The 26,099-nt window shown below is 72.7% G+C and carries 25 protein-coding genes; 13 read left to right on the top strand and 12 right to left on the bottom strand.

What is annotated here, in order from left to right:
- Positions 1-282 precede the first annotated feature (282 nt).
- On the top strand, positions 283-810 hold the full coding sequence (locus NUM_RS28375) for a CGNR zinc finger domain-containing protein (RefSeq protein WP_207128016.1): 528 nt from the start codon (positions 283-285) through the stop codon (positions 808-810).
- A gap of 106 nt (positions 811-916) precedes the next feature.
- On the opposite strand, the gene NUM_RS28380 is transcribed toward NUM_RS28375, so the two are convergent.
- The 3 genes from NUM_RS28380 to NUM_RS28390 all read right to left on the bottom strand — a co-directional run bounded on the left by NUM_RS28380 (position 917) and on the right by NUM_RS28390 (position 3,501).
- Positions 917-1,627, bottom strand: coding sequence for a DUF2625 family protein (locus tag NUM_RS28380; RefSeq protein ID WP_207128017.1), 711 nt, complete (start codon positions 1,625-1,627; stop codon positions 917-919).
- A 12-nt stretch (positions 1,628-1,639) separates the two neighbouring features.
- The gene (locus NUM_RS28385) at positions 1,640-2,464 is read right to left on the bottom strand and encodes a sugar phosphate isomerase/epimerase family protein (protein WP_207128018.1); all 825 of its coding nucleotides are present in this window, start codon (positions 2,462-2,464) and stop codon (positions 1,640-1,642) included.
- A 107-nt stretch (positions 2,465-2,571) separates the two neighbouring features.
- On the bottom strand, positions 2,572-3,501 hold the full coding sequence (locus tag NUM_RS28390) for a Ppx/GppA family phosphatase (RefSeq protein ID WP_207128019.1): 930 nt from the start codon (positions 3,499-3,501) through the stop codon (positions 2,572-2,574).
- 157 nt (positions 3,502-3,658) lie between these two features.
- Here NUM_RS28390 and NUM_RS28395 point away from each other — a divergent pair, with 157 nt between their 5' ends.
- Entirely contained in the window at positions 3,659-4,474 is an 816-nt protein-coding gene (locus NUM_RS28395; RefSeq protein WP_207128020.1) for a polysaccharide lyase family 7 protein, read from the top strand.
- 103 nt (positions 4,475-4,577) lie between these two features.
- The gene (locus tag NUM_RS28400; protein ID WP_207128051.1) at positions 4,578-5,378 is read left to right on the top strand and encodes a hypothetical protein; all 801 of its coding nucleotides are present in this window, start codon (positions 4,578-4,580) and stop codon (positions 5,376-5,378) included.
- A gap of 13 nt (positions 5,379-5,391) precedes the next feature.
- Here NUM_RS28400 and gdhA read toward each other — a convergent pair whose 3' ends face one another.
- The 3 genes from gdhA to NUM_RS28415 all read right to left on the bottom strand — a co-directional run bounded on the left by gdhA (position 5,392) and on the right by NUM_RS28415 (position 9,101).
- On the bottom strand, positions 5,392-6,741 hold the full coding sequence (gene gdhA / locus NUM_RS28405; RefSeq protein ID WP_207128021.1) for an NADP-specific glutamate dehydrogenase: 1,350 nt from the start codon (positions 6,739-6,741) through the stop codon (positions 5,392-5,394).
- Positions 6,742-7,103: 362 nt separating this feature from the next.
- Positions 7,104-7,784 carry a response regulator transcription factor gene (locus NUM_RS28410; RefSeq protein ID WP_207128022.1) on the bottom strand — a complete coding sequence of 227 codons (681 nt, stop codon included), beginning with the start codon at positions 7,782-7,784 and terminating at the stop codon, positions 7,104-7,106.
- Positions 7,785-7,796: 12 nt separating this feature from the next.
- Positions 7,797-9,101 (bottom strand): sensor histidine kinase, encoded by a 1,305-nt coding sequence (locus tag NUM_RS28415; RefSeq protein ID WP_207128023.1) that lies wholly within the window; start codon positions 9,099-9,101, stop codon positions 7,797-7,799.
- A gap of 165 nt (positions 9,102-9,266) precedes the next feature.
- Between NUM_RS28415 and phoU the strand changes: the two genes are divergently transcribed.
- From phoU to NUM_RS28435, 4 genes are all read left to right on the top strand, one after another.
- Positions 9,267-9,911, top strand: a complete 645-nt coding sequence (phoU, locus tag NUM_RS28420) for a phosphate signaling complex protein PhoU (protein WP_207128024.1) — start codon at positions 9,267-9,269, stop codon at positions 9,909-9,911.
- A 268-nt stretch (positions 9,912-10,179) separates the two neighbouring features.
- Positions 10,180-11,034 (top strand): alpha/beta hydrolase family protein, encoded by an 855-nt coding sequence (locus NUM_RS28425; RefSeq protein WP_207128025.1) that lies wholly within the window; start codon positions 10,180-10,182, stop codon positions 11,032-11,034.
- A 220-nt stretch (positions 11,035-11,254) separates the two neighbouring features.
- Complete coding sequence (locus NUM_RS28430; RefSeq protein ID WP_207128026.1) at positions 11,255-12,775, top strand: alpha-amylase; 1,521 nt, start codon at positions 11,255-11,257, stop codon at positions 12,773-12,775.
- A gap of 368 nt (positions 12,776-13,143) precedes the next feature.
- Positions 13,144-14,172: a LacI family DNA-binding transcriptional regulator gene (locus NUM_RS28435; protein ID WP_207128027.1), complete on the top strand. Its 1,029-nt coding sequence runs from the start codon at positions 13,144-13,146 to the stop codon at positions 14,170-14,172.
- A 72-nt stretch (positions 14,173-14,244) separates the two neighbouring features.
- Here NUM_RS28435 and NUM_RS28440 read toward each other — a convergent pair whose 3' ends face one another.
- Both NUM_RS28440 and NUM_RS28445 read right to left on the bottom strand, forming a co-directional pair.
- Positions 14,245-14,988, bottom strand: a complete 744-nt coding sequence (locus NUM_RS28440; protein ID WP_207128028.1) for a phosphoglyceromutase — start codon at positions 14,986-14,988, stop codon at positions 14,245-14,247.
- A gap of 127 nt (positions 14,989-15,115) precedes the next feature.
- The gene (locus tag NUM_RS28445; protein WP_207128029.1) at positions 15,116-15,439 is read right to left on the bottom strand and encodes a hypothetical protein; all 324 of its coding nucleotides are present in this window, start codon (positions 15,437-15,439) and stop codon (positions 15,116-15,118) included.
- Between the two features lie 243 nt (positions 15,440-15,682).
- Here NUM_RS28445 and NUM_RS28450 point away from each other — a divergent pair, with 243 nt between their 5' ends.
- Positions 15,683-16,921 carry a globin domain-containing protein gene (locus NUM_RS28450; RefSeq protein WP_207128030.1) on the top strand — a complete coding sequence of 413 codons (1,239 nt, stop codon included), beginning with the start codon at positions 15,683-15,685 and terminating at the stop codon, positions 16,919-16,921.
- A gap of 8 nt (positions 16,922-16,929) precedes the next feature.
- On the opposite strand, the gene NUM_RS28455 is transcribed toward NUM_RS28450, so the two are convergent.
- On the bottom strand, positions 16,930-17,430 hold the full coding sequence (locus tag NUM_RS28455) for a type III secretion system chaperone family protein (RefSeq protein WP_207128031.1): 501 nt from the start codon (positions 17,428-17,430) through the stop codon (positions 16,930-16,932).
- A 49-nt stretch (positions 17,431-17,479) separates the two neighbouring features.
- Entirely contained in the window at positions 17,480-18,808 is a 1,329-nt protein-coding gene (gene mshA / locus NUM_RS28460) for a D-inositol-3-phosphate glycosyltransferase (protein ID WP_225918912.1), read from the bottom strand.
- A gap of 128 nt (positions 18,809-18,936) precedes the next feature.
- Here mshA and NUM_RS28465 point away from each other — a divergent pair, with 128 nt between their 5' ends.
- The 3 genes from NUM_RS28465 to NUM_RS28475 all read left to right on the top strand — a co-directional run bounded on the left by NUM_RS28465 (position 18,937) and on the right by NUM_RS28475 (position 21,108).
- Positions 18,937-19,704 (top strand): SDR family oxidoreductase, encoded by a 768-nt coding sequence (locus NUM_RS28465; protein ID WP_207128033.1) that lies wholly within the window; start codon positions 18,937-18,939, stop codon positions 19,702-19,704.
- Positions 19,705-19,959: 255 nt separating this feature from the next.
- A complete protein-coding gene (locus NUM_RS28470) occupies positions 19,960-20,745 on the top strand; it encodes a class I SAM-dependent methyltransferase (RefSeq protein ID WP_207128034.1) in 786 nt (261 codons plus the stop codon).
- Positions 20,746-20,802: 57 nt separating this feature from the next.
- Positions 20,803-21,108: a YrhK family protein gene (locus NUM_RS28475; RefSeq protein ID WP_207128035.1), complete on the top strand. Its 306-nt coding sequence runs from the start codon at positions 20,803-20,805 to the stop codon at positions 21,106-21,108.
- Between the two features lie 254 nt (positions 21,109-21,362).
- Here the strand turns inward: NUM_RS28475 and NUM_RS28480 are convergent, their stop codons facing one another.
- Positions 21,363-21,887 carry a chloramphenicol phosphotransferase CPT family protein gene (locus NUM_RS28480; RefSeq protein WP_207128036.1) on the bottom strand — a complete coding sequence of 175 codons (525 nt, stop codon included), beginning with the start codon at positions 21,885-21,887 and terminating at the stop codon, positions 21,363-21,365.
- Between the two features lie 177 nt (positions 21,888-22,064).
- Between NUM_RS28480 and NUM_RS28485 the strand changes: the two genes are divergently transcribed.
- Both NUM_RS28485 and NUM_RS28490 read left to right on the top strand, forming a co-directional pair.
- Positions 22,065-23,624, top strand: coding sequence for an esterase-like activity of phytase family protein (locus tag NUM_RS28485; protein WP_207128037.1), 1,560 nt, complete (start codon positions 22,065-22,067; stop codon positions 23,622-23,624).
- 189 nt (positions 23,625-23,813) lie between these two features.
- Positions 23,814-24,689, top strand: coding sequence for a hypothetical protein (locus NUM_RS28490; protein WP_207128038.1), 876 nt, complete (start codon positions 23,814-23,816; stop codon positions 24,687-24,689).
- A gap of 358 nt (positions 24,690-25,047) precedes the next feature.
- Here NUM_RS28490 and ccsB read toward each other — a convergent pair whose 3' ends face one another.
- On the bottom strand, positions 25,048-26,097 hold the full coding sequence (gene ccsB / locus NUM_RS28495) for a c-type cytochrome biogenesis protein CcsB (RefSeq protein WP_225918910.1): 1,050 nt from the start codon (positions 26,095-26,097) through the stop codon (positions 25,048-25,050).
- Between the last annotated feature and the right edge of the window lie 2 nt (positions 26,098-26,099).

A 26,099-nucleotide genomic window follows, 5' to 3' on the forward strand; every position in this document is an offset into this window, starting at 1 on the left:
GCGACCCGGCGTGGCGGCGGCAGGAAGCGGCCGGCGCGGGCCCGGATCACCCGGTTGTCCAGGGATGTTGTTCGGGATCGAGGCTAGGATCCGGCCCCGCGCAACGACATGGCCGCTGTTGCCGTGCTTTTGCCCGATCCTGCTGCCCCGGCATCCGCGGCACTGCGATCGGAGGGCCGTTTCACCCGCCGCCCGGTGGGAACATCACGGACGGGTATGAGGAATGCCCGTACGGTGCCCCGCCGGTTGGTTACGGACCGCGATTTTGTCTAACGTAGGTCCGTGGACTTCGACGCGTACGCGCAGACGGCGGTCACACTGGCGAACCTCCCGGCCGACGACCCGGTCGATCCGGCGGTCGCCTTCGGTCCGGACACCCGGGCCGCACAGCAGGCCGGCGAGCGCGACCTGGTCGCCGTGCGGCGCGCCGGCAAGCGGCTGCGACGGGTGTTCGAGCTCGGTGCCGGCGGCCGCGACACCGACGCCGTCGACGAGCTGAACGCGCTGCTGGTCGCCTATCCGGTGCAGCCGCACATCTCCGGACACGACGGCAAGTCCTGGCACGTGCACGTCACCGGCCGCGGTTCCACCGCCAGCGCCGAGCACATCGCCGGCGCGGTCTGGGGGTTGTCGGTGTGGCTGTGTGAGAACGGCAGCGACCGGTTCGGCGTCTGCGCTGACGAGCACTGCGGCAACGTCTACCTGGACACCTCGTCGAACAACTGCCGCCGGTTCTGCTCGGAGCGCTGCGCCACCCGCTCGCACGTCGCCGCGCACCGCGCCCGCAAGCGCGCCGCCGCGGTCGGCTGACCCGCGTCCCGCGCGCTGCCCGTCGCGCCGGCTGAGCACGGTGGTACGCGGCCGGCAGCGATCGCCGCGACCCGGCACACCACGATCGGGCGCGGGCGGTGGGTGATCAGTGGCGGGCGGCGCGTTCGGCGGTCAGCTCGTCGAGCAGACCGTAGAGCTCCTCGGCGCCGACAGCCTCGCGATCGGAGTCGGCGAGCTGCGCCCGCCCCTCCTTGGTGTACACCGGGGGGTAGAGCGACAGCAGCCGGTCCGGCGGCACCGCGGACACCTCCGCCTCCCAGCCCGGCCAGCGCAGGTCGTGGTAGAAGTCCACGATCGCGCCGCCGACCAGCAGGGACAGCCAGTCGCGGTAGGCCCAGGACAGCGGCTCCCAGCGCAGCGTGTCCGGCCCTAGGTAACAGATCTCGCCCGGCTCACCCGGCAGCACCACGGTGTCCACAGTGGACTCCGGGTCGCGGCCGCGGATCACGTACCGGCCGCCGAGCACGTCGGCACCGACGAGCAGGTGACCGGCCGCCTCCGGATCGGGGTTGACCGCTGCCAGGTCGGGCAGCCGGCGCTGCGGGCACCCGCCCCCGTACACCCGGAGCCAGCCGTTGTCGACCAGCGCGCCGCCGGTGTGCAGGGCCATCGCGCCGAGCCAGCTGTCCGCGGTGGCGCCGATCTGCCGCAGGCACCGCTCGCCGGCCGCCGGATCGACCGGTAACACCTCGACCGAGACCGCGCCGTCGGACAGCATGGCCGAGATCTCCGGCCATGCTGGACTGCCCTGCAGCACCAGGTCGCGGCGCGGCCTGGCCCGTCCGGTAACCGCCATGGGGGTAAGCCTCTAGACGTCGGCAGTGGAGGGAAGAGTCAGATGGGTCCGGGCGAACGCGAGCGTCTCGGCCAGCGCCGCCTCCCGGCCGGCCCGGTCCATCTTGCGGGTGGCGATCTCGACGCCGACCGACTGCAGGTGGCCGTCGGTGGCGAGCTTGCGAAGCACCTCGGCGCACGGCATCGTGCCGCGGCCCGGAATCAGGTGCGCATCCCGACCCGGTGAGTTGCCGTCACCGAGATGCAGATGGGTGAGCGCCGAACCCATCCGGTCGGCGAGCGCCAGCGGATCGGCGCCGGCGGCCGCGCAGTGCGAGATGTCCAGGGTGTAGTCGTGGTAGCCGACCACCGTCGGGTCCCAGTCGGGCGAGTAGGGCACGAAGCGGCGGCCGGCCATCTTCACCCAGTACATGTTCTCCACGGCGAACCGGACACCGCGGTGCGCGGCACGCAGCTTGTCCAGCCCGGCGGAGAACGTGCGGGCGTACTCCCGCTGCCAGAAGAACGGCGGGTGCACCACCACGGTGCCGGCGTTGAGCTCCTCGGCCATCACCGCGGCGCGGCGCAGCCGCTCCCACGGATCGGGGCTCCACACCCGCTGGGTCATCAGCAGGCACGGGGCGTGCACGGTGCCGATCGGGACGTTGTAGTGCTCGGCCAGGCCGCGCAGCGCGCCGATGTCCTGGCTCACCGCGTCGGTCCACACCATGACCTCGACGCCGTCGTACCCGAGCTTCACGGCCAGCTCGAAGGCCACCGCCGTCGGCTCCGGATAGACCGCCGAGGTGGACAGCAGGACCGGGACCGGGTGCCGACTGTGCTTTGCGTCGGATGTCACCGGTACAGCGTAATCGCCATCGCCGCGAGCGGCATCATCACCCTCCGTAGACCATTCCGACACGGCACCCTCACCACGCTGACCTGCGGAATCACCGGACACCGCGGTCAGGTACCGCGGAGCCAGTCGAGCCGGCGCAGGATCACGCCCTCACGCAGGGCCCACGGGCACAGATCGACCGCGGCCAGTTCCAGCCGGCTGAGCGCCTGTTCGGCCACCACGCCGCCGGCCAGCAGCTGGTGGGCCCGGGCCGCGCTCACCCCGTCGAGCTCGGCCAGCCCCGCGGACGGGATCCGCCGGACGAACCCGAGCACCTGGTGCAGGCCGGTACGGGTGAGGCTGCGCGGCACCCGGATGCCGGCGCCGGACGGTGCCGCGCCGGCCAGCCGGGCCAGGCTGCGGAACGTCTTGGAGGTGGCGACCGCGCGGTCCGGCCGCACCGAGCCCAGCTCGGCGAGCACGTCGTCGAGCAGCCCGCCGACGTGCTCGGTCAACCCGGCCAGCTCGGCCGCCGAGGGCGGGTCGGCGGACAGCCACTCCCGGGTGAGCCGACCCGCGCCCAGCGGTACCGACAGGGCGACGTCGGGCGACTCGTCGATGCCGCACGCCACCTCCAGCGAGCCGCCGCCGATGTCGAGCACCAGCAGGGTGCCGGCGGACCAGCCGAACCAGCGCCGGACCGCGAAGAAGGTCAGCCGCGCCTCGTCCACCCCGGTCAGCACCTGCAGGTCGACGCCGGCCTCGGCGCGGACCCGGTCGAGCACCGTGGCCGAGTTCGTCGCCTCCCGCACCGCCGAGGTGGCGAACGCGAGCAGGTCGTCGGCGCCGATCCGCTCGGACTCGGCGTGCGCCTCGCGTACCGCGTCGACGAGCGCGTCGGCGCCGGCGGCGGTGAGGGTGCCGCCCGGGCCGATCTGCTCGGCCAGCCGCAGCGTCCACTTCATCGAGGTCACCGGCCACGGGTGGGCACCCGGATGGGCGTCCAGCACCAGCAGATGCACGGTGTTGGACCCGACGTCGATCACTCCGAGCCGCACGAGTGCGAACCCTAGCGGGTCGGCCCGCACCGCCGCCGTACCGGCGCGAACGGTGCGGATGATTCACATCCGTGAACGCTGTCTTGACTTGTGGCACCTGTTGTCCAACGATGCCGGAACAAGACCGAAACGCCCGTGTCCGGTACCTGGAGGAGACATGCGCCGTACCCACCGCCGCGCCCGCCGGGCCGCCCTGGCCGTCGCGATCGCCGTCCTGGCAACGGTTCCCGGCACCACCGCGACCGCCGCGCCGTGGCACGGTGAGTCCGTGCCGCCGAACCTGCGCACCGACGTACCGCCGGGCGGGAACTTCGACCTGTCGGTGTGGGAGCTGCAACTGCCCATCGGCGCACCCGGATCGCCGACCACGATCCCGTCGTCGCAGCTGGTCGGCGACGACGGGTACAGCAATCCGGCGTACTTCTGGACCGACTCCCACGACGGCTCGATGACGTTCTGGGACCCCGAGTCCGGCGTCACCACCCCGCACTCGCACTACCCGCGCAGCGAGCTGCGGGAGATGAACCGGGACGGCAGCGCCGCCGACTGGTCGCTGCCCGGTACCCACCGGCTCGACGCGCGGCTGCGGATCGTGTCGGTGACCAGGAGCGTCTGCGTCGGGCAGATCCACCTCGGCAGCGGCGGCGACTCCACCAAGCCGCTGGTCGAGCTCTACTACGCGCCGAACGGCGACATCACCCTCGGCACCGAGAACTCGCCCGACGGCGGGCAGACCCGACACCCGGTCGGCAACGTGCCGCTGGGCACCCAGTGGACCTACCGGATCGCCGTGACCGGCGGCGACACCGTGCAGCTGACCATCGACGGCGACACCACGAGCTACCCGATCCCCGGCTCGTTCGACCGGTACCACCAGTACTTCAAGGCCGGCGACTACAACCAGTCGGCATCCGACAGCACCAGCAACGGGGCGAAGGTCAAGTTCTACTCGCTGACCGTCACGCACGGCTGAGTACGGCGGCAGGCCGGGCCGGCGCGTCCGCGGGTAGGTTCGCCGGTCCGGCCGGTGGCTGCGTAGGCTTGCCGTCGTGGCAGGAAAACGCGCTCTGGTGCAGGTGACGGTGGAAGACCCGGACGAGCCGCGGAGCCGGGAGGTCCCGCTCGACTTTCCCCGGGAGTGGATCGAGTTCACCGACCCGACCGACGACGAGCACGTGGTGCGCGCCGACCTGACCTGGCTGCTGTCGCGCTGGCAGTGCATCTTCGGCGCCGGCTGCCACGGCATCGTCGCCGGGCTGGCGGAGAACGGCTGCTGCTCGCACGGCGCGTTCTTCACCGACGCCGACGACGAGAAGCGGGTCCGCGCCGCGGTCAAGAAGCTCACCCCGGAGACCTGGCAGCACCACACCACCGGGTTCAAGAACTGGACCGAGGTGGACAGCACCGACGGCGAGGCGGACGGCCGGAAGACCCGGGTCGTCGACGGCGCCTGCATCTTCCACAACCGTCCCGGCTTCGCCGGCGGGTACGGCTGCGCGCTGCACGCCCAGGCGCTGCGCGACGGCGTGCACCCGCTGGAGTACAAGCCGGACGTGTGCTGGCAGCTGCCGGTCCGGCGGCTGCAGGAGTGGGAGGACCGGCCGGACGGCACCCGGGTGCTCGTCGACACGCTCGGCGAGTACGACCGGCGCGGCTGGGGCGAGGGCGGCCACGACCTGCACTGGTGGTGCACCTCGTCGCCGGAGGCGCACACCGGCGGCGAGGCCGTCTACCAGTCGTACGAGCCGGAGCTGACCGAGCTGATCGGCAAGGAGGCGTACGGGCGGCTCGCCGAGCTGTGCGCCGCCCGGGCGAAGCGCGGCCTGGTCGCCGAACACCCGGCCACCACCGCCGCGCCCAAGCGCCGCAAGAAGTAGCTCGACCCTCGGCTCAGATGATGCCGAGGGCGAGCATCGCGTCGGCCACCTGGATGAAGCCGGCGATGTTGGCGCCGGCCAGGTAGTTGCCGGGCGCACCGTACTCGTCAGCGGTCTCCAGGCAGCGGTCGTGGATGTTGCGCATGATCACCGCGAGCCGCTCCTCGGTGTGCTCGAAGCTCCACGAGTCGCGCGAGGCGTTCTGCTGCATCTCCAGCGCGCTGGTGGCGACGCCGCCGGCGTTCGCCGCCTTGCCCGGCGCCACCACCACCCCGGCCTCGGTGAACCGGCGGACCGCCTCCGGGGTGCACGGCATGTTCGCGCCCTCGGCCACGACCCGGCAACCGTGCTCGATCAGCGCGGTCGCGTCCGGACCGTCGAGCTCGTTCTGGGTCGCGCACGGCAGCGCGACGTCGCAGGGCACCTGCCAGACCGAGCCGCGGTCGCTGACGCGCGCGGACCCGCCGCGCGCCACGGCGTACTCGGCGATCCGGGCCCGGCGGACGTTCTTGACCTCCTTGAGCAGGTCCAGGTCGATGCCCTTCTCGTCCACCACGTAGCCGGACGAGTCGGAGCAGGCGACGACGGTACCGCCGAGCTGGTGCACCTTCTCGATCGCGTAGATCGCCACGTTGCCCGAACCGGACACGACGACCCGCTTGCCGTCGAAGGAGTCGCCGCGGGTGTCCAGGATCTCCTTGGTGAAGTAGACGGTGCCGTACCCGGTCGCCTCGGTACGCACCTGGGAGCCGCCCCAGCTGAGCCCCTTGCCGGTCAGCACCCCGGACTCGTACCGGTTGGTGATCTTCTTGTACTGGCCGAACAGGTAACCGATCTCCCGGCCACCGACGCCGATGTCGCCGGCCGGCACGTCGGTGTACTCGCCGAGGTGGCGGTACAGCTCGGTCATGAACGCCTGGCAGAACCGCATCACCTCGGCATCCGAGCGGCCCTTCGGGTCGAAGTCGGAGCCGCCCTTGCCGCCGCCGATCGGCATCCCGGTCAGCGCGTTCTTGAAGATCTGCTCGAACCCGAGGAACTTCACGATGCCCAGGTAGACCGACGGGTGGAAGCGCAACCCACCCTTGTACGGCCCGAGTGCCGAGTTGAACTCGACCCGGAAGCCGCGGTTGAGCTGCACCTCGCCGGCGTCGTCGACCCACGGCACCCGGAAGATGATCTGCCGTTCCGGCTCGCACATCCGGCGCACCACCGCGGCGTCGACGTACTTCGAGTGCTTGGCCACCACCGGGCCGAGGCTCGCCAGCATGTCGTGCACGGCCTGGTGGAACTCGGTCTCACCCGGGTTGCGGCGCAGCACCTCGGCGTAGACGTCGGCCAGCGTGTCGTCTGAAGCGGTCACCCGCGTTCCCCTCGTCCGTGTTGTCCTTCTCGTCGAGGGGCCGGCCGTCCGGCAGCCACCGACGGCTGCGCGGCCGGCAGCGCTGCCGTCACGCGCACCCCGCCCGGCACCGGCCCGGGGCCAGCACCGACACTATGCGGTCACGCTCCAGCACGCCAATCGTCCGCACCGCCCGACCGCGATGCGAGAAGCCGACCGGACACCGTTGTTGGTTTACCTGGTTTGATCCCGCGGTGATGTGAGGTCACGGCAGCGAGCCGAGTCCGATTCGTTCGCTGGCAAGGCGGAGGAGGCGCCGTGTGCGTCAGCACACAAGCCGACGACAACGCCGCCAGCGGACGAATCGGGCCGGCGCGGCGACCCTAAGACTCGAACTTGTAGCCGAGGCCGCGGACGGTGACGATGTAGCGGGGGCTGGAGGGCTCCGGCTCGATCTTGCCCCGCAGCCGCTTCACGTGCACGTCCAGCGTCTTGGTGTCGCCGACGTAGTCGGCGCCCCAGATCCGGTCGATCAGCTGGCCGCGGGTCAGCACCCGGCCGGCGTTGCGCAGGAACATCTCCAGCAGCTCGAACTCCTTGAGCGGCAACGAGACCCCGTCACCGCCGACGGTGACCACGTGCCGGTCGACGTCCATCCGTACCGGGCCGGCGGCGAGCGTCGGCGACTCGGCCTCGGTCGGCTCGGACCGGCGGCGCAGCACGGCGCGGATGCGGGCGACGAGCTCGCGCGGCGAGTACGGCTTGGTCACGTAGTCGTCCGCGCCGATCTCGAGGCCGACCACCTTGTCGATCTCCGCGTCGCGGGCGGTGACCATGATGATCGGAACGCTGGAGCGCTGCCGGATCTGCCGGCACACCTCGCTGCCGGACATCTCCGGCAGCATCAGGTCGAGCAGCACGATGTCGGCTCCGGTGCGCTCGAACGAGGTGAGCGCCTCGGTGCCGGTGGCCGCGACGGAGACCTCGAAGCCCTCCTTGCGCAGCATGTACGACAGGGCGTCGGAGAACGACTCCTCGTCTTCCACGACCAGTACGCGGGTCACGGCTGTCCTCTCTCACGCGCGCCGGGCGGGCGCGCCGGGTTGTACCTCTGCTTGTCCGATGTCTTCGGCGATCTCACCCGGGTTGTGCTCCACCGCGATGTCGGCCGGCGGGCGGCCGGGTAGCCGCAGGGTGAACGTCGAGCCGACCCCGACGGTGCTGGTCACGTCGACCCGGCCGCCGTGGTTGGTGGCGATGTGCTTGACGATCGCGAGGCCCAGCCCGGTACCCCCGGTGGCCCGCGAGCGTGCCTTGTCGGCGCGGTAGAACCGCTCGAAGATGCGGTCCAGGTCGCGCGGCTCGATCCCGATCCCCTGGTCGATCACCGACAGCAGCACGGTGTCGGCCCGGTGGTCGGTGCGCACCGTGACGGTGGTGTGCTCCGGCGAGTACGCGAGGGCGTTCTCGACCAGGTTCGCCAGCGCGGTGGCGAGCTGCGTCTCGTTGCCGTACACGGTGTGCCCGTGCTCGCCGTCGGCGACCACGGAGATCTGCTTGGCCTGGGCGGTGGTGCGGGTGCGGTCCAGCACCTCGGCGACCAGCCGGTCGGCGGCCACCGGTACCGGGTCGGGCAGCGGTTCGGCGCCCTGCAGCCGGGACAGTTCGAGCAGCTCGGTGACCAGCCGGCCGAGCCGGGACGACTCGTGCGCGATGCGTTCGGCGAACCGGCGGGACGCCTCCGGGTCGTCGAGCGCGTCGACCAGCGCCTCACCGAGCAGTTGCAGCGCGCCGACCGGGGTCTTCAGCTCGTGGCTGACGTTCGCGACGAAGTCCCGGCGGACCCGGGCGACCCGGTGCGCCTCGGTGACGTCCTCGGCCTCCATCGCGACGTACCCGCCGGTCAACCCGACCAGGTGCACCCGGACACCGGTGCGGTCCGGGCCGTCGGCGGCGGCGCCGGGCAGGTCGCGCCGGTTGAGTTCGAGGTCGACGTCGCGCTGCTGGCCGGGCTGGGTGACCCGGCCGCCGAGGGTGCGCAGCACCGAGTGCGGGGCGAGCCCGGTCGCCTCGGCGCGGACCAGCCCGAGCCGGCGCGCCGCCGGGTTGGCGAGGACCACCTCGCCGCCGCAGCCGAGTACGACGAGGCCGACCCGCAGGGCGGCGACACTCTCCTCGACCAGCGCGGCGTGCGTGGGTCGGCTGACTGGTTCCGGCACGGTGGCGGCCTCCCGGTCCGGCGGTGCCGGCTGATTCGACGGGGCCTCCCCCGATGCGGCGGCGCTCGACCGACCGTGCCGGCCGCGCAGGGCCGCGATCGCGCCGAGGCCGCCGACCAGCAGCCCGACGAGCCCCCCAACGCCGAGTGCTGCCCAGTCCACGCGGCGATCGTAGGCCGGGTAACGCCCAGGTGAAGGAGCATTTCACCACAAACCCGGCGTGGTTCGGGGAATGTTCACACCCTGGGAAGGCGGCGTTCACCACCGTTCACCGCGGGTACGCCCCGGCTGCCTACCGTCGGAGCCGCACAGACGTCAGGGGGGACGATGCGAGACGAGTATCAGGTGCAGCTGGCGCTGGTCGGCGAGCTGCTGTCGGCCATGGCCGAGCACGTCGGTACGGCCATGCGGCACGCGACCGCCGGCCTGCTCGGCGCCGACCGGGCCGCCGCCGAGTCGGTGCTCGCCGACCACCCGAACCTGATCGCCCAGCGCGACCAGGTCGAGGCGCGCACCTACGAACTGGTCGCGCTGCAAGCGCCGGTCGCCGCCGACCTGCGTACCCTGCTCACCGCGCCGCGGGTCGCCACCGACCTGGAGCGGATGGGCAACCTGGCCCGGCACGTGGCCCGCGCGGCGCTCCGCCGGTACCCGGAGCGGGCGGTGGTGGACGAGCTGGCCGGCGTATTCGCGTCGATGGCCGACACCGCGGTACGGATGGCCGACAAGATGCGCGCCGTGGTCGCCGACCACGACGCGGACCTCGCCGCGCAGCTGGACCGGGACGACGACGAGCTCGACGAGCTGCACCGCCGGATGTTCGGCATCATGTTCGCCGCCGGCTGGAGCCACGGCGCGGAGGCCGCGGTCGACGCCGCGCTGCTCGGCCGCTACTACGAGCGGTACGCCGACCACGCCGTCAACGCCGCCACCCAGGTCATCTACCTGGTCACCGGCGAACACGCCGGCTAGCCGGCCTGGCACCGGCGAACACGCCGGCTGGCGGGCCCGGCGCCGGCGAACACGCCGGCTGGCGGCCGGCCCGAAGCCCGCCGCCGAGCGGGCGGCCGGGCCGCCGCCGGCACGCCGGCCACGCGCCCACACCGGTTCACCGCGGCGATGCTGGGGGTGCCGCCGCGGTGAACCGGTGTCGGAGCGGCGGTGAACAGCTCGCGGCGGCGCGCTGACCGGCCGCGACGGGCCGGCGATCGGCTCCGAGCCAGGCCGTATGATCCGCCGCATGGCGATCCCCCCGGCCAGTACGCCCGACGTCCTCGACCTCACCGATCCGGTACGCCCGGCCTGGCGCGACGACGCGCCCCGGCCGGTGCGCACGTACCTGTGGCGCCCCGCCGGCACGCCGCGCGGCACCGTACTGCTCTCGCACGGCAGCGGCGGCGCCGCCGAGACGCTGTCCTGGCTGGCGGAGGCGCTGGCCGCGGCCGGCTTCCTCGCCGTCGGGGTGGACCACCACGGCAACAGCTACCCGACCGGGTACGTCGCGGAGGCGTTCGCCTGCTGGTGGGACCGGCCCCTGGACCTGACCGTGGCGCTGTCCGAGGTGGCCGCGCACGAGGAGACCGGGCCGGTCGGCGTGGCCGGGTACTCGGCCGGCGGCTACACCGCGGCGGCACTGCTCGGCGCCCGGATCGACCGCGGCATCTACAGCGACGTCGTGCACGAACGGATCCCCTCGGCGCCGAACCCGGAGTACCCGAACATCGTCGAGGAGCTGAAGTCCCGGCTCACCGAGGCCGACCTGGACCAGTGGATCGACCACTGCGGGCGCAACTACCGGGACGCGCGGGCCCGGGCCGGGTTCCTGATCTGCCCGGGGATGGCTCCGGCCCTGGACACGGACAGCCTGCGGCACATCGAGGAACCGGTGTCGATCTGGTCGGCCGGCGCCGACGACCAGACCCCGGCGCCCGAGTACGCGCTCCGGTACGCCTCGCTCATCCCCGGCGCGACGCACCAGAGCGCCGGCGACTCGGTCGAGCACTACGCGTTCCTCGCCGACAACGAGGCCGGCGCCCCGGCCCGCCGGACCGTGGCCGCCGCCGCCGTCGACTTCTTCACCCGCACCCTCGGCTGAGGGTCGCGCCCTCCGGGTCGGTCCCGGTGGAACGCCGTGCGGCTCGTGCAAGGATTTTCTGAATCTTGCGGTGGAAGGGTTGACAGGGGTGTTGTCGGGCTAGCAGGGTCTTATCGGACGAAATCCGACGTACGGGTCGAGCGTGCTTGCCGGTTCGCCCGTGCGGCCGGAGCCCGACACGCCCAGGGCCGGCGCCACGCGCCGGCGGGACGGAGGTCCGATGGGGAGCAGAACGCGGGTACTCACCCGCCTGGTGGCGGTGACCGCGCTGGCCGCGTCGCTGACCGTACCGGCGGCGGCGCACGCCGACACCTCGCCCGAGCGGGCCGGTACCGCCGTGCCCGGGCAGGACGCGGGCGGGTCCGGCGGGTACGCGGCCGCGGACGCCGGCGGGCGCGACGTGATCGCCACCCTGTTCGAGTGGCCGTGGACCTCCGTGGCCGACGAGTGCACGAACGTGCTCGGCCCGGACGGCTACGGCGCCGTGCAGGTGTCCCCGCCGCAGGAGTCGGTGACGGTCGACGGCCACCCGTGGTGGGAGGTGTACCAGCCGGTCAGCTACCAGCTGACGAGCCGGATGGGCACCCGGGACCAGTTCGCCGCGATGGTGCGCAGCTGCCACGACGCCGGGGTGAGGGTCTACGCCGACGCGGTGCTCAACCACATGACCGGGCAGGGCAACACGGGCTACGGCGGCAGCACGTTCCCCGACAAGTACGACTATCCGGGGCTGTACGGGTCGCAGGACTTCCACCACTACCCCGGCGACTGCCCCGAGTCGGACGGGCAGATCCACGACTACGGCAACGCGACCGAGGTACGGGAGTGCGAGCTGGTCAGCCTGGCCGACCTGCGCACCGAGAGCGACTACGTGCGGGGCAAGCTCGCCGACTACCTGAACGACCTGCTCGGGCTCGGGGTCGACGGGTTCCGGCTCGACGCGGCGAAGCACGTGAGCCCGGACGACATCAAGGCGATCGAGACCAGGCTGTCCCGCTGGACCTACATCTACCAGGAGGTCAGCTACGGCGCCGGCGAGGCGGTGCAGCCGTCGCAGTACGAGGGGACCGGCAACCTGCTGGAGTTCCGGTACGGCACCAGCCTGAAGTCGGCGTTCGACGGCCGGCTGGCCGACCTCGCCGGGCTCGGCACCAGCGCCGACCCGAAGGGCATGGAGCCGAGCAACCTCGCGGTGTCCTTCGTGGACAACTGGGACACCCAGCGCAACGGCAGCACACTGTCCTACCAGGACGGTGCGAGGTACACGCTGGCGGACGTGTTCCTGCTCGGCTGGGACTACGGCACGCCGAAGGTGATGTCCAGCTTCGCCTTCGACAGCGGCGACCAGTCGCCGCCGGCCGGCCCGGACGGTATGGTGTCCACAGTGGACTGTGACAACGGCTGGGTGTGCGAGCACCGGCGCCCGCAGGTGGTCGGCATGGTCGGCTTCCACAACGCGGTCGCCGGCACCCCGGTGACGAACTGGTGGGACGACGGCAGCAGCCGGATCGCCTTCGGCCGCGGCGGCAAGGGTTTCGTCGCGATCAACAACGAGACCGGGACGATGACCGAGACGCTGCAGACCGGTCTGCCGGCGGGTACCTACTGCGACGTGGTCCACGGCGCCGCGTCCGGCGGCGGCTGCACCGGGCCCACCGTCACCGTCGGCGCGGACGGTACCGCCCAGGTGACCGTCGCCCCGACCGACGCGGTGGCCATCGACGTGTCGGCCACCGGATGACCCCGGACTGACCGTACGGCGACCCCGCCGTACGGTCAGCCGGCTCGGGGAGCTCCGCGAGCGGCGTACGGAACACCCGCAGCGCCGGCGTCACGTGGTTGCGACGCTGACCGGGACGAGCAGGGCGGCGAAGCAGGCCAGCGGTGAGCCGGTGCGCTGGGGGGCCTGCTGCAACCCCTGCTCCTGCGCGGCGCGCCCAGCGAACCGGGTCCGCGGGGCGAGCCGGCGCAGCGCCGGAAGCGTTGCGCCGGGCTCGATCCCGGCGCACCCGGCCGGTCAGCGGCGCGGCCCCGGCGAGCGCGCCGCCGGCCAGCCGGGTCAGCAGCGGCCGTACCCAGTAGCACGACCGGTCGGTAGAGTCGCGAGGCGTGCATCCTCCACGGCTGGCCGACATCGCGGCGCAGGCACGGGTCAGCGAGGCGACGGTCAGCCGGGTGCTGAACGACCGGCCCGGCGTTGCGGCGGCCACCCGGCAGGCGGTGTTCGCCGCCCTCGACGTCCTCGGGTACGAGCGGCCGGCCCGGCTGCGCCGCCGCAGCGCCGGCCTGATCGGGCTGATCACCCCGGAGCTGAACAACCCGATCTTCCCGGCGTTCGCGCAGGTCGTGGAGCGGGCCCTGACCCGGTACGGGTACACCCCGGTGCTGTGCACCCAGACGCCCGGCGGCTCCACCGAGGACGAGCTGGTCGACCAGCTGCTGGAACGCGAGATCACCGGCATCGTGTTCGTCTCCGGCCTGCACGCCGACGCCACCGCCGACCTCGGCCGGTACGAGCGGCTCGGCTCCCGCGGCGTCCCGTACGTGATGATCAACGGGTACCGGGCGGAGCTGAACGCGCCGTTCGTCTCGGCCGACGACCGGGCGGCGATGCGGCTCGCGGTCGAGCACCTGGCCCGGCAGGGCCACGAGCGGATCGGGCTGGCGGTCGGGCCGCGCCGGTTCGTCCCGGTGCAGCGCAAGATCGACGGCTTCACCGCGGCGCTGCGCGACACCCTTGGCGCGACCGGCGAGCAGGCCGCGGAGCTGGTGCAGCACTCGCTGTTCGGGGTCGAGGGCGGTACCGCGGCGGCGAACGCGCTGCTGGACCGCGGTGCCACCGCGCTGGTCTGCGCGAGCGACCTGATGGCGCTCGGCGCCATCCGCGCGGCCCGGGACCGCGGCCGGTCGGTACCGGCGGAGGTGTCGGTGGTCGGGTTCGACGACTCGCCGCTGATCGCGTTCACCGATCCGCCGCTCACCACGATCCGGCAGCCGGTCGAGGCGATGGGGCTGGCCGCGGTGGACGCGCTGCTGGAGGAGATCGGCGGCACCCCGACCACGCACGCCGACTTCGTCTTCCCGCCGGAGCTGGTGGTACGCGCCTCCACCGGCACCGGCCCCCGGATGCCGACCTGACCACCACCGGCCCGCCGTCGGTCGCCGGCGGAGCGGCCGGCGCGGTCCGAGGCGGACCGCGCCGGGAGGGGGTCAGCGGCCCTGGTTGGCGACCGCGGCCGCGCCGGCGGCGGCCGCCTCCGGGTCCAGGTATTCCGACTTCACCTTGCGCAGCTCGTCGTCCAGCTCGTACGCCAGCGGGATGCCGGTGGGGATGTTGAGCGCGGCGATGTCGTCGTCGGAGATCTGGTCGAGGTGCTTGACCAGGGCGCGCAGCGAGTTGCCGTGCGCGGCGACGAGCACCGTGGCGCCGGTGCGCAGGTCCGGCACGATCGCGTCGTACCAGTAGGGCAGGAACCGCTCCAGCACGTCCTTGAGGCACTCGGTGCGGGGCATCAGCTCCGGCGGCAGCGCGGCGTAGCGCGGGTCGCCGGCCTGCGAGTACTCGGCGTCGTCGGCGATCGGTGGCGGCGGCGTGTCGTACGACCGGCGCCAGATCATGAACTGCTCCTCGCCGAACTCGGCGAGCGTCTCCTTCTTGTTCTTGCCCTGCAGCGCGCCGTAGTGCCGCTCGTTCAGCCGCCAGGACCGGCGCACCGGGATCCAGTGCCGGTCGACCCCGTGCAGCGTGATCTCGGCGGTACGGATGGCGCGGCGCAGCACCGACGTGTGCGCCAGGTCGGGGGCGATGCCGTGCTCACGCAGCAGCTCGCCGGCTCGGGTGGCCTCGGCCCGACCCTTGTCGTTCAGGTCGACGTCGACCCAGCCGGAGAACAGGTTCTTGGCGTTCCACTCGCTCTCGCCGTGCCGAACCAGGACCAGCTTGCCCACACTCATGCGCACTCCCTCGCGTCGCGACCGCTCGCCGTCCCATCTTTGCGCGCCGGGCCGCGGCGACCGCAGCGGGGCCGGTCGGGTCCACTGGATGGCTGGCACGACCGCGCGGCCGGCTCGGACCGAGCGGTCAGCTCCACTGGGTGGCGCCGTCCAGCTGGTACGACGTGCCACCGCCGCCGACCCGGCGCATCACCACGCCGACCGCGGTCCCGTCCAGGTCCCACGCGGCCGGCTCCCAGCCCTGCGCCTCCAGCGCCTCCACCGCCCAGAACAGCCGGGCGGCCACCATCCGGCTGCGGCTGGTCGGGTCGGTCATCTCGTGCGCGCTGTTCGTCACCACGAACACGTACCGGTGCGGGTAGTCGTCGAGCAGCCGCGGGTTCTGTTCCAGCGCCTCCACCGGTAACCAGCGTTCCTGGTGGACGGGGTTGGTCTGCGAGTACATGGGCACCTTCGCACGCTGCTGCCGGATCGGGACGGATCGCAGTATGTCGCATCCGGCCGACCGGCCGGGCCCCACGGCGATCTGGAAAGCTACCCGCAGGTACCCGAACTGGCGGACGGCATCGACGAGGAGCAATGTAGTGACCGGCGAAAACCCCCGCCGAACCGGCCGTCACCAACCGTCCGGCCTTACATCACGGCCAGTTTCCTGACACTATCCGGATTCGGACAACTGCCACCGAAGGACATCATGACCGACGCGAGCTCCGACTACGAGCAGCTGCTCGCGCTGCATCACGCCATGCAGCTGCGTCGGTCCCTGCGCGAGGAGGGGCGCCGCACCGCGCCGGTCACCGCCCGCCGGCCCACCGGGTACCCGGAGCGCGAGGGCGACCAGGCGCTGATGGTGGCGAGCCTGGAGACCATCGGTTCGTCCGCCGACGAGGTGGTCCGCTCGTTCTACGCGCAGCTGTTCCTCGGCCGGCCGTACCTGCGGGGGCTGTTCCCGGCCGGGCTGCGGGCCGACGGCGACCGGCTGTTCAACGCGCTGATCGGGCTGGCCGAGGCGCTGTCCGACCTGCCCCGGCTGGTCGAGTGGCTGGAGCAGCTCGGCCGTGACCACCGGAAGTACGGCATCCGCCCGGCGCACTACGACGCGGTCCGGCAGGCGCTGGTCGGCGCGCTGCGCGAGCACGCCGCGGCCGGCTGGCGGCCGGAGTACGAGCAGGCCTGGCTGCGGGCGTACGACTTCGCCGCGGCGGTGATGCAGTCCGCCGAGGCGGCGTCCACCGACCCGCCGTACTGGCAGGGCACGATCGTCGCGCACCACCGTCCGTACCTGGACATCGCGGTGATGAAGGTGCGCACCGACGTGGCCTACCGCTACCGCGCCGGGCAGTACACGACGATCGAGGTGCCGGCGGTGCCGCGAGCCTGGCGGCCGTACTCGATGGCCACCGCGCCCCGACCCGACGGCGTACTGGAGTTCCACGTCCGGGCGATCGACCTGGGCCAGGTGTCGACCGCGCTGGTGCACGACATGGGGGTCGGTTCGACGCTGCGGTTGGGCCCGCCGATGGGGTCGGCGGTGATCGAGACGACCGGCGAGCGGCCGCTGCTGGTGGTCGCCGGCGGGACCGGCCTCGCGCCGTGCCGGGCCATCGTCGAGCAGGTGCTGACCACCCAGCCCGGCCGGCCGGTCCGGCTGGTGTTCGGCGCCCGGCAGACCCAGGAGCTGTACAACCTGCCGATCCTGGCGCAGCTGGCCGAGCGGTACCCGGCGTTCACCCTGGTACCGGTGGCGACCGACGACCCGGACTTCCCGGGCCCGCGCGGTGCGCTGCCGGAGCTGGTCGCCTCGACCGGCCCGTGGCACCAGCACGAGGTCTACCTGTCCGGCCCGCCCGGCCTGGTGCACGCCCTCGACCGCGTCCTGTCCCGCCTGCAGGTCCCACCGGAACAGATCCACCACGACCCCGTGCCGGACTGACGAACCGGTCAGCCCCGCCGGGTGGGGTCGGCGAAGTGGGCGAAGGCGCGCAGGTTCGCGAGCGACTCGCCGCGCTTGACGCGCCACTCCCACTCGCGGCGGATGGCCGAGCCGAAGCCGATCTCCAGCATCTCGTCGAAGCTCTCGTCCGCGTAGGTCAGCACCGAGCCGAGCAGCCGGTCCAGCTCGTCGGCGGTGACCGCGGTCAGCGGTACCCGGCCCATCAGGTACACGTCGCCGACGGTGTCGATGGCGAACGACACGGCGTACATCCGGGCGTTGCGGCGCAGCAGGTACGCCCAGAGCTGCTCGCGGTTCTCGTCCGGTTGGCGCATCACAAACGCCTCGATGCGCAGCGTGTGCTGGCCGACGATCAGGTTGCAGGTGGTCTTCAGCTTGTGCGTGCCCGGCAGCGTCACCGCGTAGCTGGCCGCGCCGGTGGGTTCCCAGTCCAGCTCCGCCGCGGCCAGGCTCTGCTCGATCAGCTCGGTGATCTCGGCGTCCGTCATCCCGTCATCACAGCACGCCGCGGCGCCGGACCGGGCGCAGGCCCGGCGGTCAGGCGCAGGCGCGGGTGCGGCGGCGGTTCTCGCCGATCGCGTCGGTGTAGACGTCGAGCAGGCCGTCCGCGGTGCGGTCCCAGGAGAAGTGCGCGGCGTGCCCGACCCCGGCGACCGCGAGCGCGGCCCGCCGGGCCGGCGCACCGAGCAGGTCGCCCAGCACGGTCGCCCAGCGGCCCGGGTCGTGCCCGTCGACCAGCACGCCGGTCTCGCCGTGCCGGACCGCGGTGGTCAGGCCGCCGACCGCGGCCGCGACCACCGGGGTACCGCAGGCCTGCGCCTCCAGCGCGACCAGCCCGAACGTCTCGTTGTGGCTCGGCACGCAGACCAGGTCGGCGCACCGGTACAGCTCGGCGAGGCGGGGGCCGGGCTGCGCCGGCAGGAACCGGACCCGGTCGGTGACGCCCAGCTCGCCGGCCAGCCCGTGCAGGTAGTCGGGGCGGGCGGTGGCGTTGCCGCTGGCGCCGCCGGCCACCACGGCGACCACCGGCCGGCCGAGCGCGGCCTCCCGATCGCGCAGCCGGGCCAGCGCGCGCAGCAGCACGTCCGGCGCCTTCAGCGGCTGGATCCGGCCGACGAACAGCACGATCAGCGCGTCGGTGGGCAGGTCGTGCCGGCGGCGCAGGTCGGCGGTGGTGTCCGGGCCGGACGCGGCGAACCGGTCGCCGGGGGTGAAGCACTCCAGGTCGACGCCGGGCAGCACGACCGACACCCGGTCCGGCGCCGCGCCGTACCGCCGGATCAGGTCGTCGGCCTCGGCGGCGGTGTTGGCGACCATCCGGTCGGACTCGGCGACCACCTGGTCCTCGCCGATGATCCGGGTCGCCGGCTCGGCCTGGTCACCGACGGCGAGCTGCGCGTTCTTGACCCGGCCGAGGGTGTGCGCGGTGTGCACCAGCGGCACCCCCCAGCGGTCCGCGACCAGGTAGCCGGCCTGCCCGGACAGCCAGTAGTGCGAGTGCACCAGGTCGTACCAGCCGGCCGGGCGGGCGGCCTCGGCGCGCAGGATGCCGGCGGTGAACGCGCACAGCTGCGCCGGCAGGTCGGTCTTGGTGAGCCCCTCGTACGGCCCGGCCGGCACGTGCCGCACCCGCACCCCGTCGGTGAGCTGCGCGACCGGCGGCTCGCTGCTGGCGGTGGCCCGGGTGAAGATGTCGACCGCGACGCCCCGGGCGGCGAGCCGCTTCGCCGCCTGCACGATGTACACGTTCATGCCGCCGGAGTCGCCGGTACCCGGTTGGTGCAGCGGTGAGGTGTGCATGGACAGCAGCGCGACCCGGTGCGGGCGGTCCAGCTCCGCCCGGCCCGGCCCGGCGCACAGGTGCATGTTCGGGGTGCCGCGCGAGACCATCAGTCCTCCTTCGCTCCCCCGTACCCATCTTTGCCCGGTGATACGACAATCACCGAACTACCCGGCCCCGTCAGTGACGGATCTCGCATGGCAGGATCGGGATCATGGCTGACACGAACCGTCCGCTGGCCGTGGTGACCGGCGCGTCCAGCGGGATCGGCGCCGCGAGCGCCCGCCAGCTGGCGGCCGCCGGGTACCACGTGGTCGCGGCGGCGCGCCGGGCCGACCGGATCACCGCGCTGGCCGCCGAGCTCGACGGCACCGCCGTGACCTGCGACATCACCGACGCGACGCAGGTGGCGGCGCTCGCCGACACGGTGTCCGGGCTGCCCGGCGAGCTGCGGGTGCTGGTCAACAACGCCGGCGGGGCGTACGGGCTGGAGCCGGTCGAGTCCGCCGACCTGGCCGACTGGGACACCATGTGGCGGGTCAACGTCGTCGGCACCCAGCGGGTCACCGCCGCGCTGCTGCCGCAGCTGGTGGCCAGCCGGCGCGGCACCATCGTCATGATCACCTCCACCGCCGCGTACGGGGTGTACGAGGGCGGCGCCGGCTACACCGCGGCCAAGCACGCCGAGCAGGCGGTCGCCGAGACGCTGCGGCTGGAACTCGCCGGCCGACCGGTACGGGTGGTCGAGATCGCGCCGGGCATGGTCGCCACCGAGGAGTTCTCGCTGACCCGGTTCCACGGCGACGCCGACCGCGCCGCCAAGGTGTACGACGGGGTCGCCGAACCGCTCACCGCCGACGACGTCGCCGAGTGCGTGCGCTGGTCGGTCGAGCTGCCGCAGCACGTCAACATCGACCGCCTGGTGGTGCGCCCGCTCGCGCAGGCTGCCCAGCACAAGGTGATCAAGGGCAAGATCGGCTGATGACGCCCGGGTCGCGGACCGGTGGGTCGGGTACGGCCGAGCGCGCCAGCCCGGCCAAGCCCGTCACCCGGCGCCCGGCCGCGCGAGCCGACCCAGCGCCGGTCACGCGGTGCCCGGCCGCGCGAGCCGACCCGGCGCCCGTCACGCGGTGCCCGGCCGCGCGAACCGACCCGGCACCGGTCACGCGGTCGGCCGGGCGGGCCGACCCGGCGAAGCTGGTCGCCCGGTGCGCCGACGGTCCGCCAGGCGGCTGACGTGCCGGAGCGGCCGTACGGGTCGATCACCCGCGGCACCACCAACCCGAACCGGCTGCGCCGGGTCGACCGGTACCTCGCGCACCGGTACGGCCGGCTGCTGCGCGGCGCCGACGATCCGCTGGTGGTCGACCTCGGGTACGGCGCCTCGCCGGTCACCACGCTGGAACTCGCCGCCCGGCTGCGTACCGTGGCGCCGGCGGTGCGGGTGGTCGGGCTGGAGATCGACCCGGCCCGGGTGGCGGCGGCGGCACCGGCGGCCGACCCGCCGCGGGTCGAGTTCCGCCGCGGCGGGTTCGAGCTGGCCGGGCTGCGGCCGGTGCTGGTGCGCGCGTTGAACGTGCTCCGCCAGTACGCCGAGGGGGAGGTGCCGGCGGCCTGGGCGGCACTGCGGCGCGGGCTCGCGGCCGGCGGTGCCGCGATCGACGGTACCTGCGACGAGCTGGGCCGACTGGCCTGCTGGGTGACGCTGACCGGCGCCGGGCCCGCGAGCCTCACCCTGGCCACTCGACTGTCCACTCTGGACAGTCCGGCGTCGTTCGCGGAACGGCTGCCGAAGGCGCTGATCCACCGCAACGTACCGGGCGAGCCCGTGCACGCCTTCCTGTCCACACTGGACACCTGCTGGCGGGACGCGGCGCCGTACGCCGACTTCGGGGTACGGCAACGGTTCGCGGCGGCGGTGACCGCCACCCGGGCGGCCGGCTGGCCGATCGAGAAGGAACCCGACCGCTGGCGGCGCGGCGAACTCACCGTCGCGTGGCCCGCCGTCGCCCCTAGGCTGTGAGGGCGTGGCCGCCGCCCGGCCACGCGGACGAGTCCCGACGCAGCAGAGGAGTCGACCGTGCCGCTCGACCCGAACCCCAGCCACGACCGCAAGCCGCCGCTGGTGCTGCACATCGGCCGCGAGGAACTGACCATCCGGCAGCGGTACGAGGTGGTGAGCATCCTCAACGACATCCTGGTCGGCTGCTGGTTCCTCGTCGGCAGCGTGCTGTTCTTCTACCCGGCGCACGAGCGCCTGGCGATCTCGCTGTTCGTCGTCGGCAGCATCGAGATGCTGGTCCGGCCGCTGATCCGGCTGGCCCGCCGGCTGCACCTGCAGCGGCTGCATCCACGGCTGCCCACCGAAACCGCCCGCGACTTCTGACCCGCCACCCGGGGCTCGCTGCTCGGGGCTCGCTGCTCAGGGCGTTGCCGCTCGGGGCAGTGCTGCTCGTGACCCTGCCACTCGGGACCCTGTCGCTCGCGCCCCTGCCGCTCGGGGCAGTGCTGCTCGGGATACTGCCGCTCGGGCCCCTGCCGCTCAGGGCAGTGCTGCTCGGGGCAGTGCCGCTCGTCGGTTGGTCGAGGCGAGCGCGGCGGCTCGGTGGTCGTACGACCACTGCCGAGTGTGGCAACCGTTCAGCCGGCCGAGGCGAGGGCGGCGGCGACGTGCCGGGCACAGGCGGCCGGGTCGGTGGCGGTCGTGTCGACGACCAGGTCGTACGACATTCCGGCATGTACCCGGAGCGCCTGGTCGGCGGCCATCCCGGCGATCCGGTCGGCGCGGGCCGCCTCCCGGGTCGCCGCGACCACCGGATCGCACCGCACGCCCACCCACAGCACGTCGAGCCCGGCCAGCGCGGCGAGCCACCGCTGCTGTCCGGCGCCGCCGGACAGCAGCACCTCGTCGACGATCAGGTGCGCGCCGGCCGCTGCCATCGCGGCCAGGCCGGCCATCCAGGTCTCCTCCAACCGGCGGAACTCCGGGCCGACGACGATCCCGCCGTCCGGACCGAACTCGATGCCGCCGCCGGCCGCCGGCAGTGCTGCCACGAAGGTGTCCACGCCGAAGGTCAGCCACGGCTCGGGCAACGCCGCCTGCAGCGCCCGGGCGATGCTCGACTTCCCCGAGCTGGAGCCACCGTTCAGGAAGATCACGTCCACGACCGGTCACCGTAGCCGCGCCGGCCCGGCGGCACGACCGATATCCGGTGGGCGGTTGCGCGCGCGTGTTCCACGGAGCTTCGCCGCGCCGTCATCCGCGGTACACCGGTGCCGGCACACGATGTCCCTCGGTTGCCGGCGGAGGATCCTGCGCCGGCTCGTGACCAAGGAGGACACGTGCGGAAGACGATGGCCGGTCTCGCCGCGGCGGTGGCCGTGCTCGGCGTCGGTACCAGCGCCTGGGCCGGCCCCGCCACCGGCCGGAGCTACCAGGTACGGGCCGGGCACACGGTGCGGGTGGCGGCGCAGGGCCAGCCCGTCCGGTACACCCAGCCGGCGCACGGCACCGTGCGCGTCGGCGCCGACGGCGAGCTGCGCTACCACGCCGACGCCGGGTTCACCGGGACGGACAGCTTCACGTACACCGCGAGCGACGCCGTCTCGCTCTACCGGCAGCAGGTGCCGGCGCTCGCCACCATCGGCGGCGTGCCGATCAGCGGCGAGTCGTACGGGTCGTCGCTGGCACCGGTGCCCGGGCACCGCGACGAGTACTACGGGCTGACCGACCGCGGGCCGAACGTGGACGGGCCGGACGGCAGCAAGGTCGAGCCGCTGCCCGACTTCGCGCCGAGCATCGGGAAGTTCAAGCTGCGCAACGGAAAGGCGGTCCGGCTGCGCACGATCACGCTGCGCGCCGCGGACGGTACCCCCGACAACGGCCGGGTGAACACGGTCGCCGACACCGGCGAGACCATCACCGACCTCGACGGCGACACCCTCGCCCCCTCGCCGTACGGGTACGACCCGGAAGGGCTGGTCGCCGCGGCCGACGGCACGTTCTGGATCTCCGACGAGTACGGGCCGTTCGTCACCCACTTCGACGCCACCGGGCGGCAGCTCGGCCGGCTTTCCCCGTACGACGGGAGCCTGCCGGCGGAACTGAAGCACCGGGAGCCGAACAAGGGCATGGAGGGGCTGACCATCACCCCGGACGGGCGCACGCTGGTCGGCATCATGCAGTCCGCGCTGCACCAGCCGGACCTCACCGAGAAGGTGAAGAACGTCGCGCTGGACCGCATCGTCACCTACGACCTGCGCACCGGCGTCAGCCACGAGTACCCGTACCTGCTGCACGATCCGGACGACACCGGCACCGCGGTCAGCGAGATCACCGCACTGTCGGCGACGAGGTTCCTGGTCGACGAGCGGGACGGTGACGTCGAGCCCGGCGCGAACAAGAAGCTCTACCAGATCGACCTGACCGGCGCGAACGACATCGGTCCACATGCGACAGTCCCGGCTGCCCGCTACGACACCGATCTCGGCCTCACCGTCGACGGGAAGTCGCTGGAACAGCTGGCCGGCCGGCACGACACCGCCGACACCGCCGCGATCCTCGCCACCGCCGGCATCACCCCGGTGCGCAGCACGCTGCGGCTCGACCTCGGCGCGCTGACCACCTCACTCGGCGCTGACGGTCAGTTCTTCGGCCACGACAAGGTCGAGGGCGTCGCCACCACCGACCACGGTCGCACCCTGGTCATCAGCAACGACAACGACTTCGGCATCGACGGCCTGACCACCGACACCCCGCCGTACGGGCTGCACGTCAAGTCGCTGCCCACCGGCGCCCAGGACACCGGCGAGTACCTCGCCATCGACATGTCCACAGTAGACACCGCAACCTGGACGGTCCCCACCCGTACCGTCACCGTCCGGCTCCACGTCCACCACTGACCACCCGCATCACTCCCGGCGCCCCGGCCAGCCAGGCCGGGGCGCCGTTCCGGCTCACCCGCCCCACCAACGATCAGCCAGGCCGGATCACGGTTGGCTGCGGACAGTGATCGAGCCCATACGACAAACCCTGACAGGCAGCACGTTCGGTGGCCATGTTTGTCATGTCTCGTCGTTAACGTCACGTTCATGCCCTCCGTCAAGCACGAAGCGTTGATCGAGATGTTTCACCACACCCCGTCGCTCGCCGCCGCACTGCTCGGCGACGTTCTCGGCACCAAGTTGCCCGAGTGGCACCACGCCCGACTCGACGCAGCGGAGGCCAACGAGCTCCCGCACACCGAATATCGTGCCGACGCCGTCGTGACACTCTGCGAGACCGACCAGCCCGTCCTGGCGGTCGTCGTCGAGATCCAGTTGCGGCAGGACCCGGCCAAACGGTGGAGCTGGCCGGTCTACCTGGCGACGCTCAGGGCAAGACTCAAGTGTCCTGTCGTACTGCTCGTGGTCTGCCCCGACGTCCGCGCCGCCGCCTGGTGCGGCGAGCCCATCGAGCTGGGGCACCCCGGCTGGATGCTGCAGCCTCTGGTGGCCGGTCCCCACCAGATCCCTGTCTCACCCGATTCCGCCGATCTGGCCGTGCTGTCCAGCATCGCCCACGCCGCCGGGCCGGCCCAGCGACGAGCCCTCGATGCTGCGACCGTCGCGCTCGACACGATCGATCCCGACCTGGCAAGGCGCTACATTGACATTCTGTTCGCGGCGTTGTCCGAGACAGGCCGCCGCTACCTGGAGGAACTGATGTCCACACACACCTTCGAGTACCAGAGCGAGTACGCCCGCCGCCTCCTCGCCGAAGGCGAGGCCAGGGGCGAGGCCAAGGGCGAGGCCAAGGGCAAGGCCAGGGGCGAAGCCACCCTGCTCATCGAGGTGCTCGACGCACGGGGCTGGCACGTTCCAGACGACATCCGGGCCCGCATCGTCGAGTGCACGGACTCAACCCAGCTCAAGCGGTGGGCGCGCAGCGCCGTCACCGCCACGTCCTTGGACGAGGTCTTCGACTGAGAACGACGGAGCATCGAGCGGCCCCGGTCATCGAGCGGCCCCGGTCATCAAGCGGCCCCGGTCATCAAGCGGCCCCGGTCATCAAGCGGCCCCGGTCATCGAGCGGCCCCGGTCATCGACCGGGGCCGCCCTTCGTCATTGGGCCGCGGTGAGGGTGCTGGTGACGGCGGACCAGGCTGCCGGAGGCATCAAGCAGGGCGGGCCCGTGCTGTCGCGTACCGCCCCCACGCCGGGCAGGTTCCCGGCCACCTCAACACCGGATGAAGGAACCGGGGCGCGCCAGTTCCCACCGGTGTGCCGCTGAACGGCGAAGGCCCGGCGCTTCCACGAGCGCCGGGCCTTCGAAGCGGTACCGGGGTCAGCCGACGCCGGCGTAGGAGTGCAGGCCGGTGACGACGAAGTTGACGCCGAACAGGTTGACCATCATGACCGCCCAGCCGACGATCGCGATCCAGCCGGACCAGCGGCCCCGCAGGCTCGGGGTGGCGCGGGCGTGCAGGAACGCCGCGTAGACCACCCAGGCGATGAACGACCAGGTCTCCTTGGGGTCCCAGTTCCAGTAGGTGCCCCAGGCGTGCTCGGCCCAGATCGCGCCGCACATGATGGCGAACGTCCAGATCGGGAACGCGAGCGCGTGCAGCCGGAAGCCGAGCCGTTCGATGCTCTCCGCCGCCGGCAACCGCTCGCCGAGCGTCAACGGGAACCGCAGCGGCCGCTCCACGTAGTCGTCGCCCTCGATCCGCTGCGCCCTGGCCTCCACCGCGAGGGCGTGCTCCCGGCGCTCCTGGATCAGGTACAGCGACATGGTCACGAAGCCGACCATGAACAGCCCGGACGCCACCGTCATCGCGCTGACGTGAATGATCAGCCAGTACGAGTTGAGCGCCGGCACCAGCGGCCCCGCCGTGGCGTACAGCTTCGCGGCGTCCAGGCAGAGCAGGATCGCCACCACCAGCGACACGAACAGCCCCAGGTGCCGCACCGACGACCGCTTGTACGCGACGACCAGCCAGGCCACCGTGGCGATGAAGCACGCAGTGAGCACGTACTCGTACATGTTGCCCCACGGCACCCGGTGCGCCGCGAGCGAACGGAACACCAGGCAGGCGGCGTGCGCGACGGCCGCGACCGTCTGCACGGCCAGGGCGATCCGGCCGATCATCGCGGCCCGGCCGGCGTCCACCGGTGGGCGGTGGCCCACCTCGTCGTCCTCGCCGTCGGCGACCACCGGGATCTCGGTGCCGTCCGTGGCGACCAGTACCTTCGCCGCCTGCCGCGGTTTGCGCGCGGCGATGCGGGCGACCACGCCCTGCCGACCGAAGGCGTACTCGATGGCGTAGCCGACCATGGCCACGATGTAGCCGAGGACCGCCGCCACCATCAGGCCGTCGGAGATCGAGGAGTACACGA

The organism is Actinocatenispora comari (assembly GCF_017312725.1).
Lineage (GTDB): Bacteria > Actinomycetota > Actinomycetes > Mycobacteriales > Micromonosporaceae > Actinocatenispora > Actinocatenispora comari.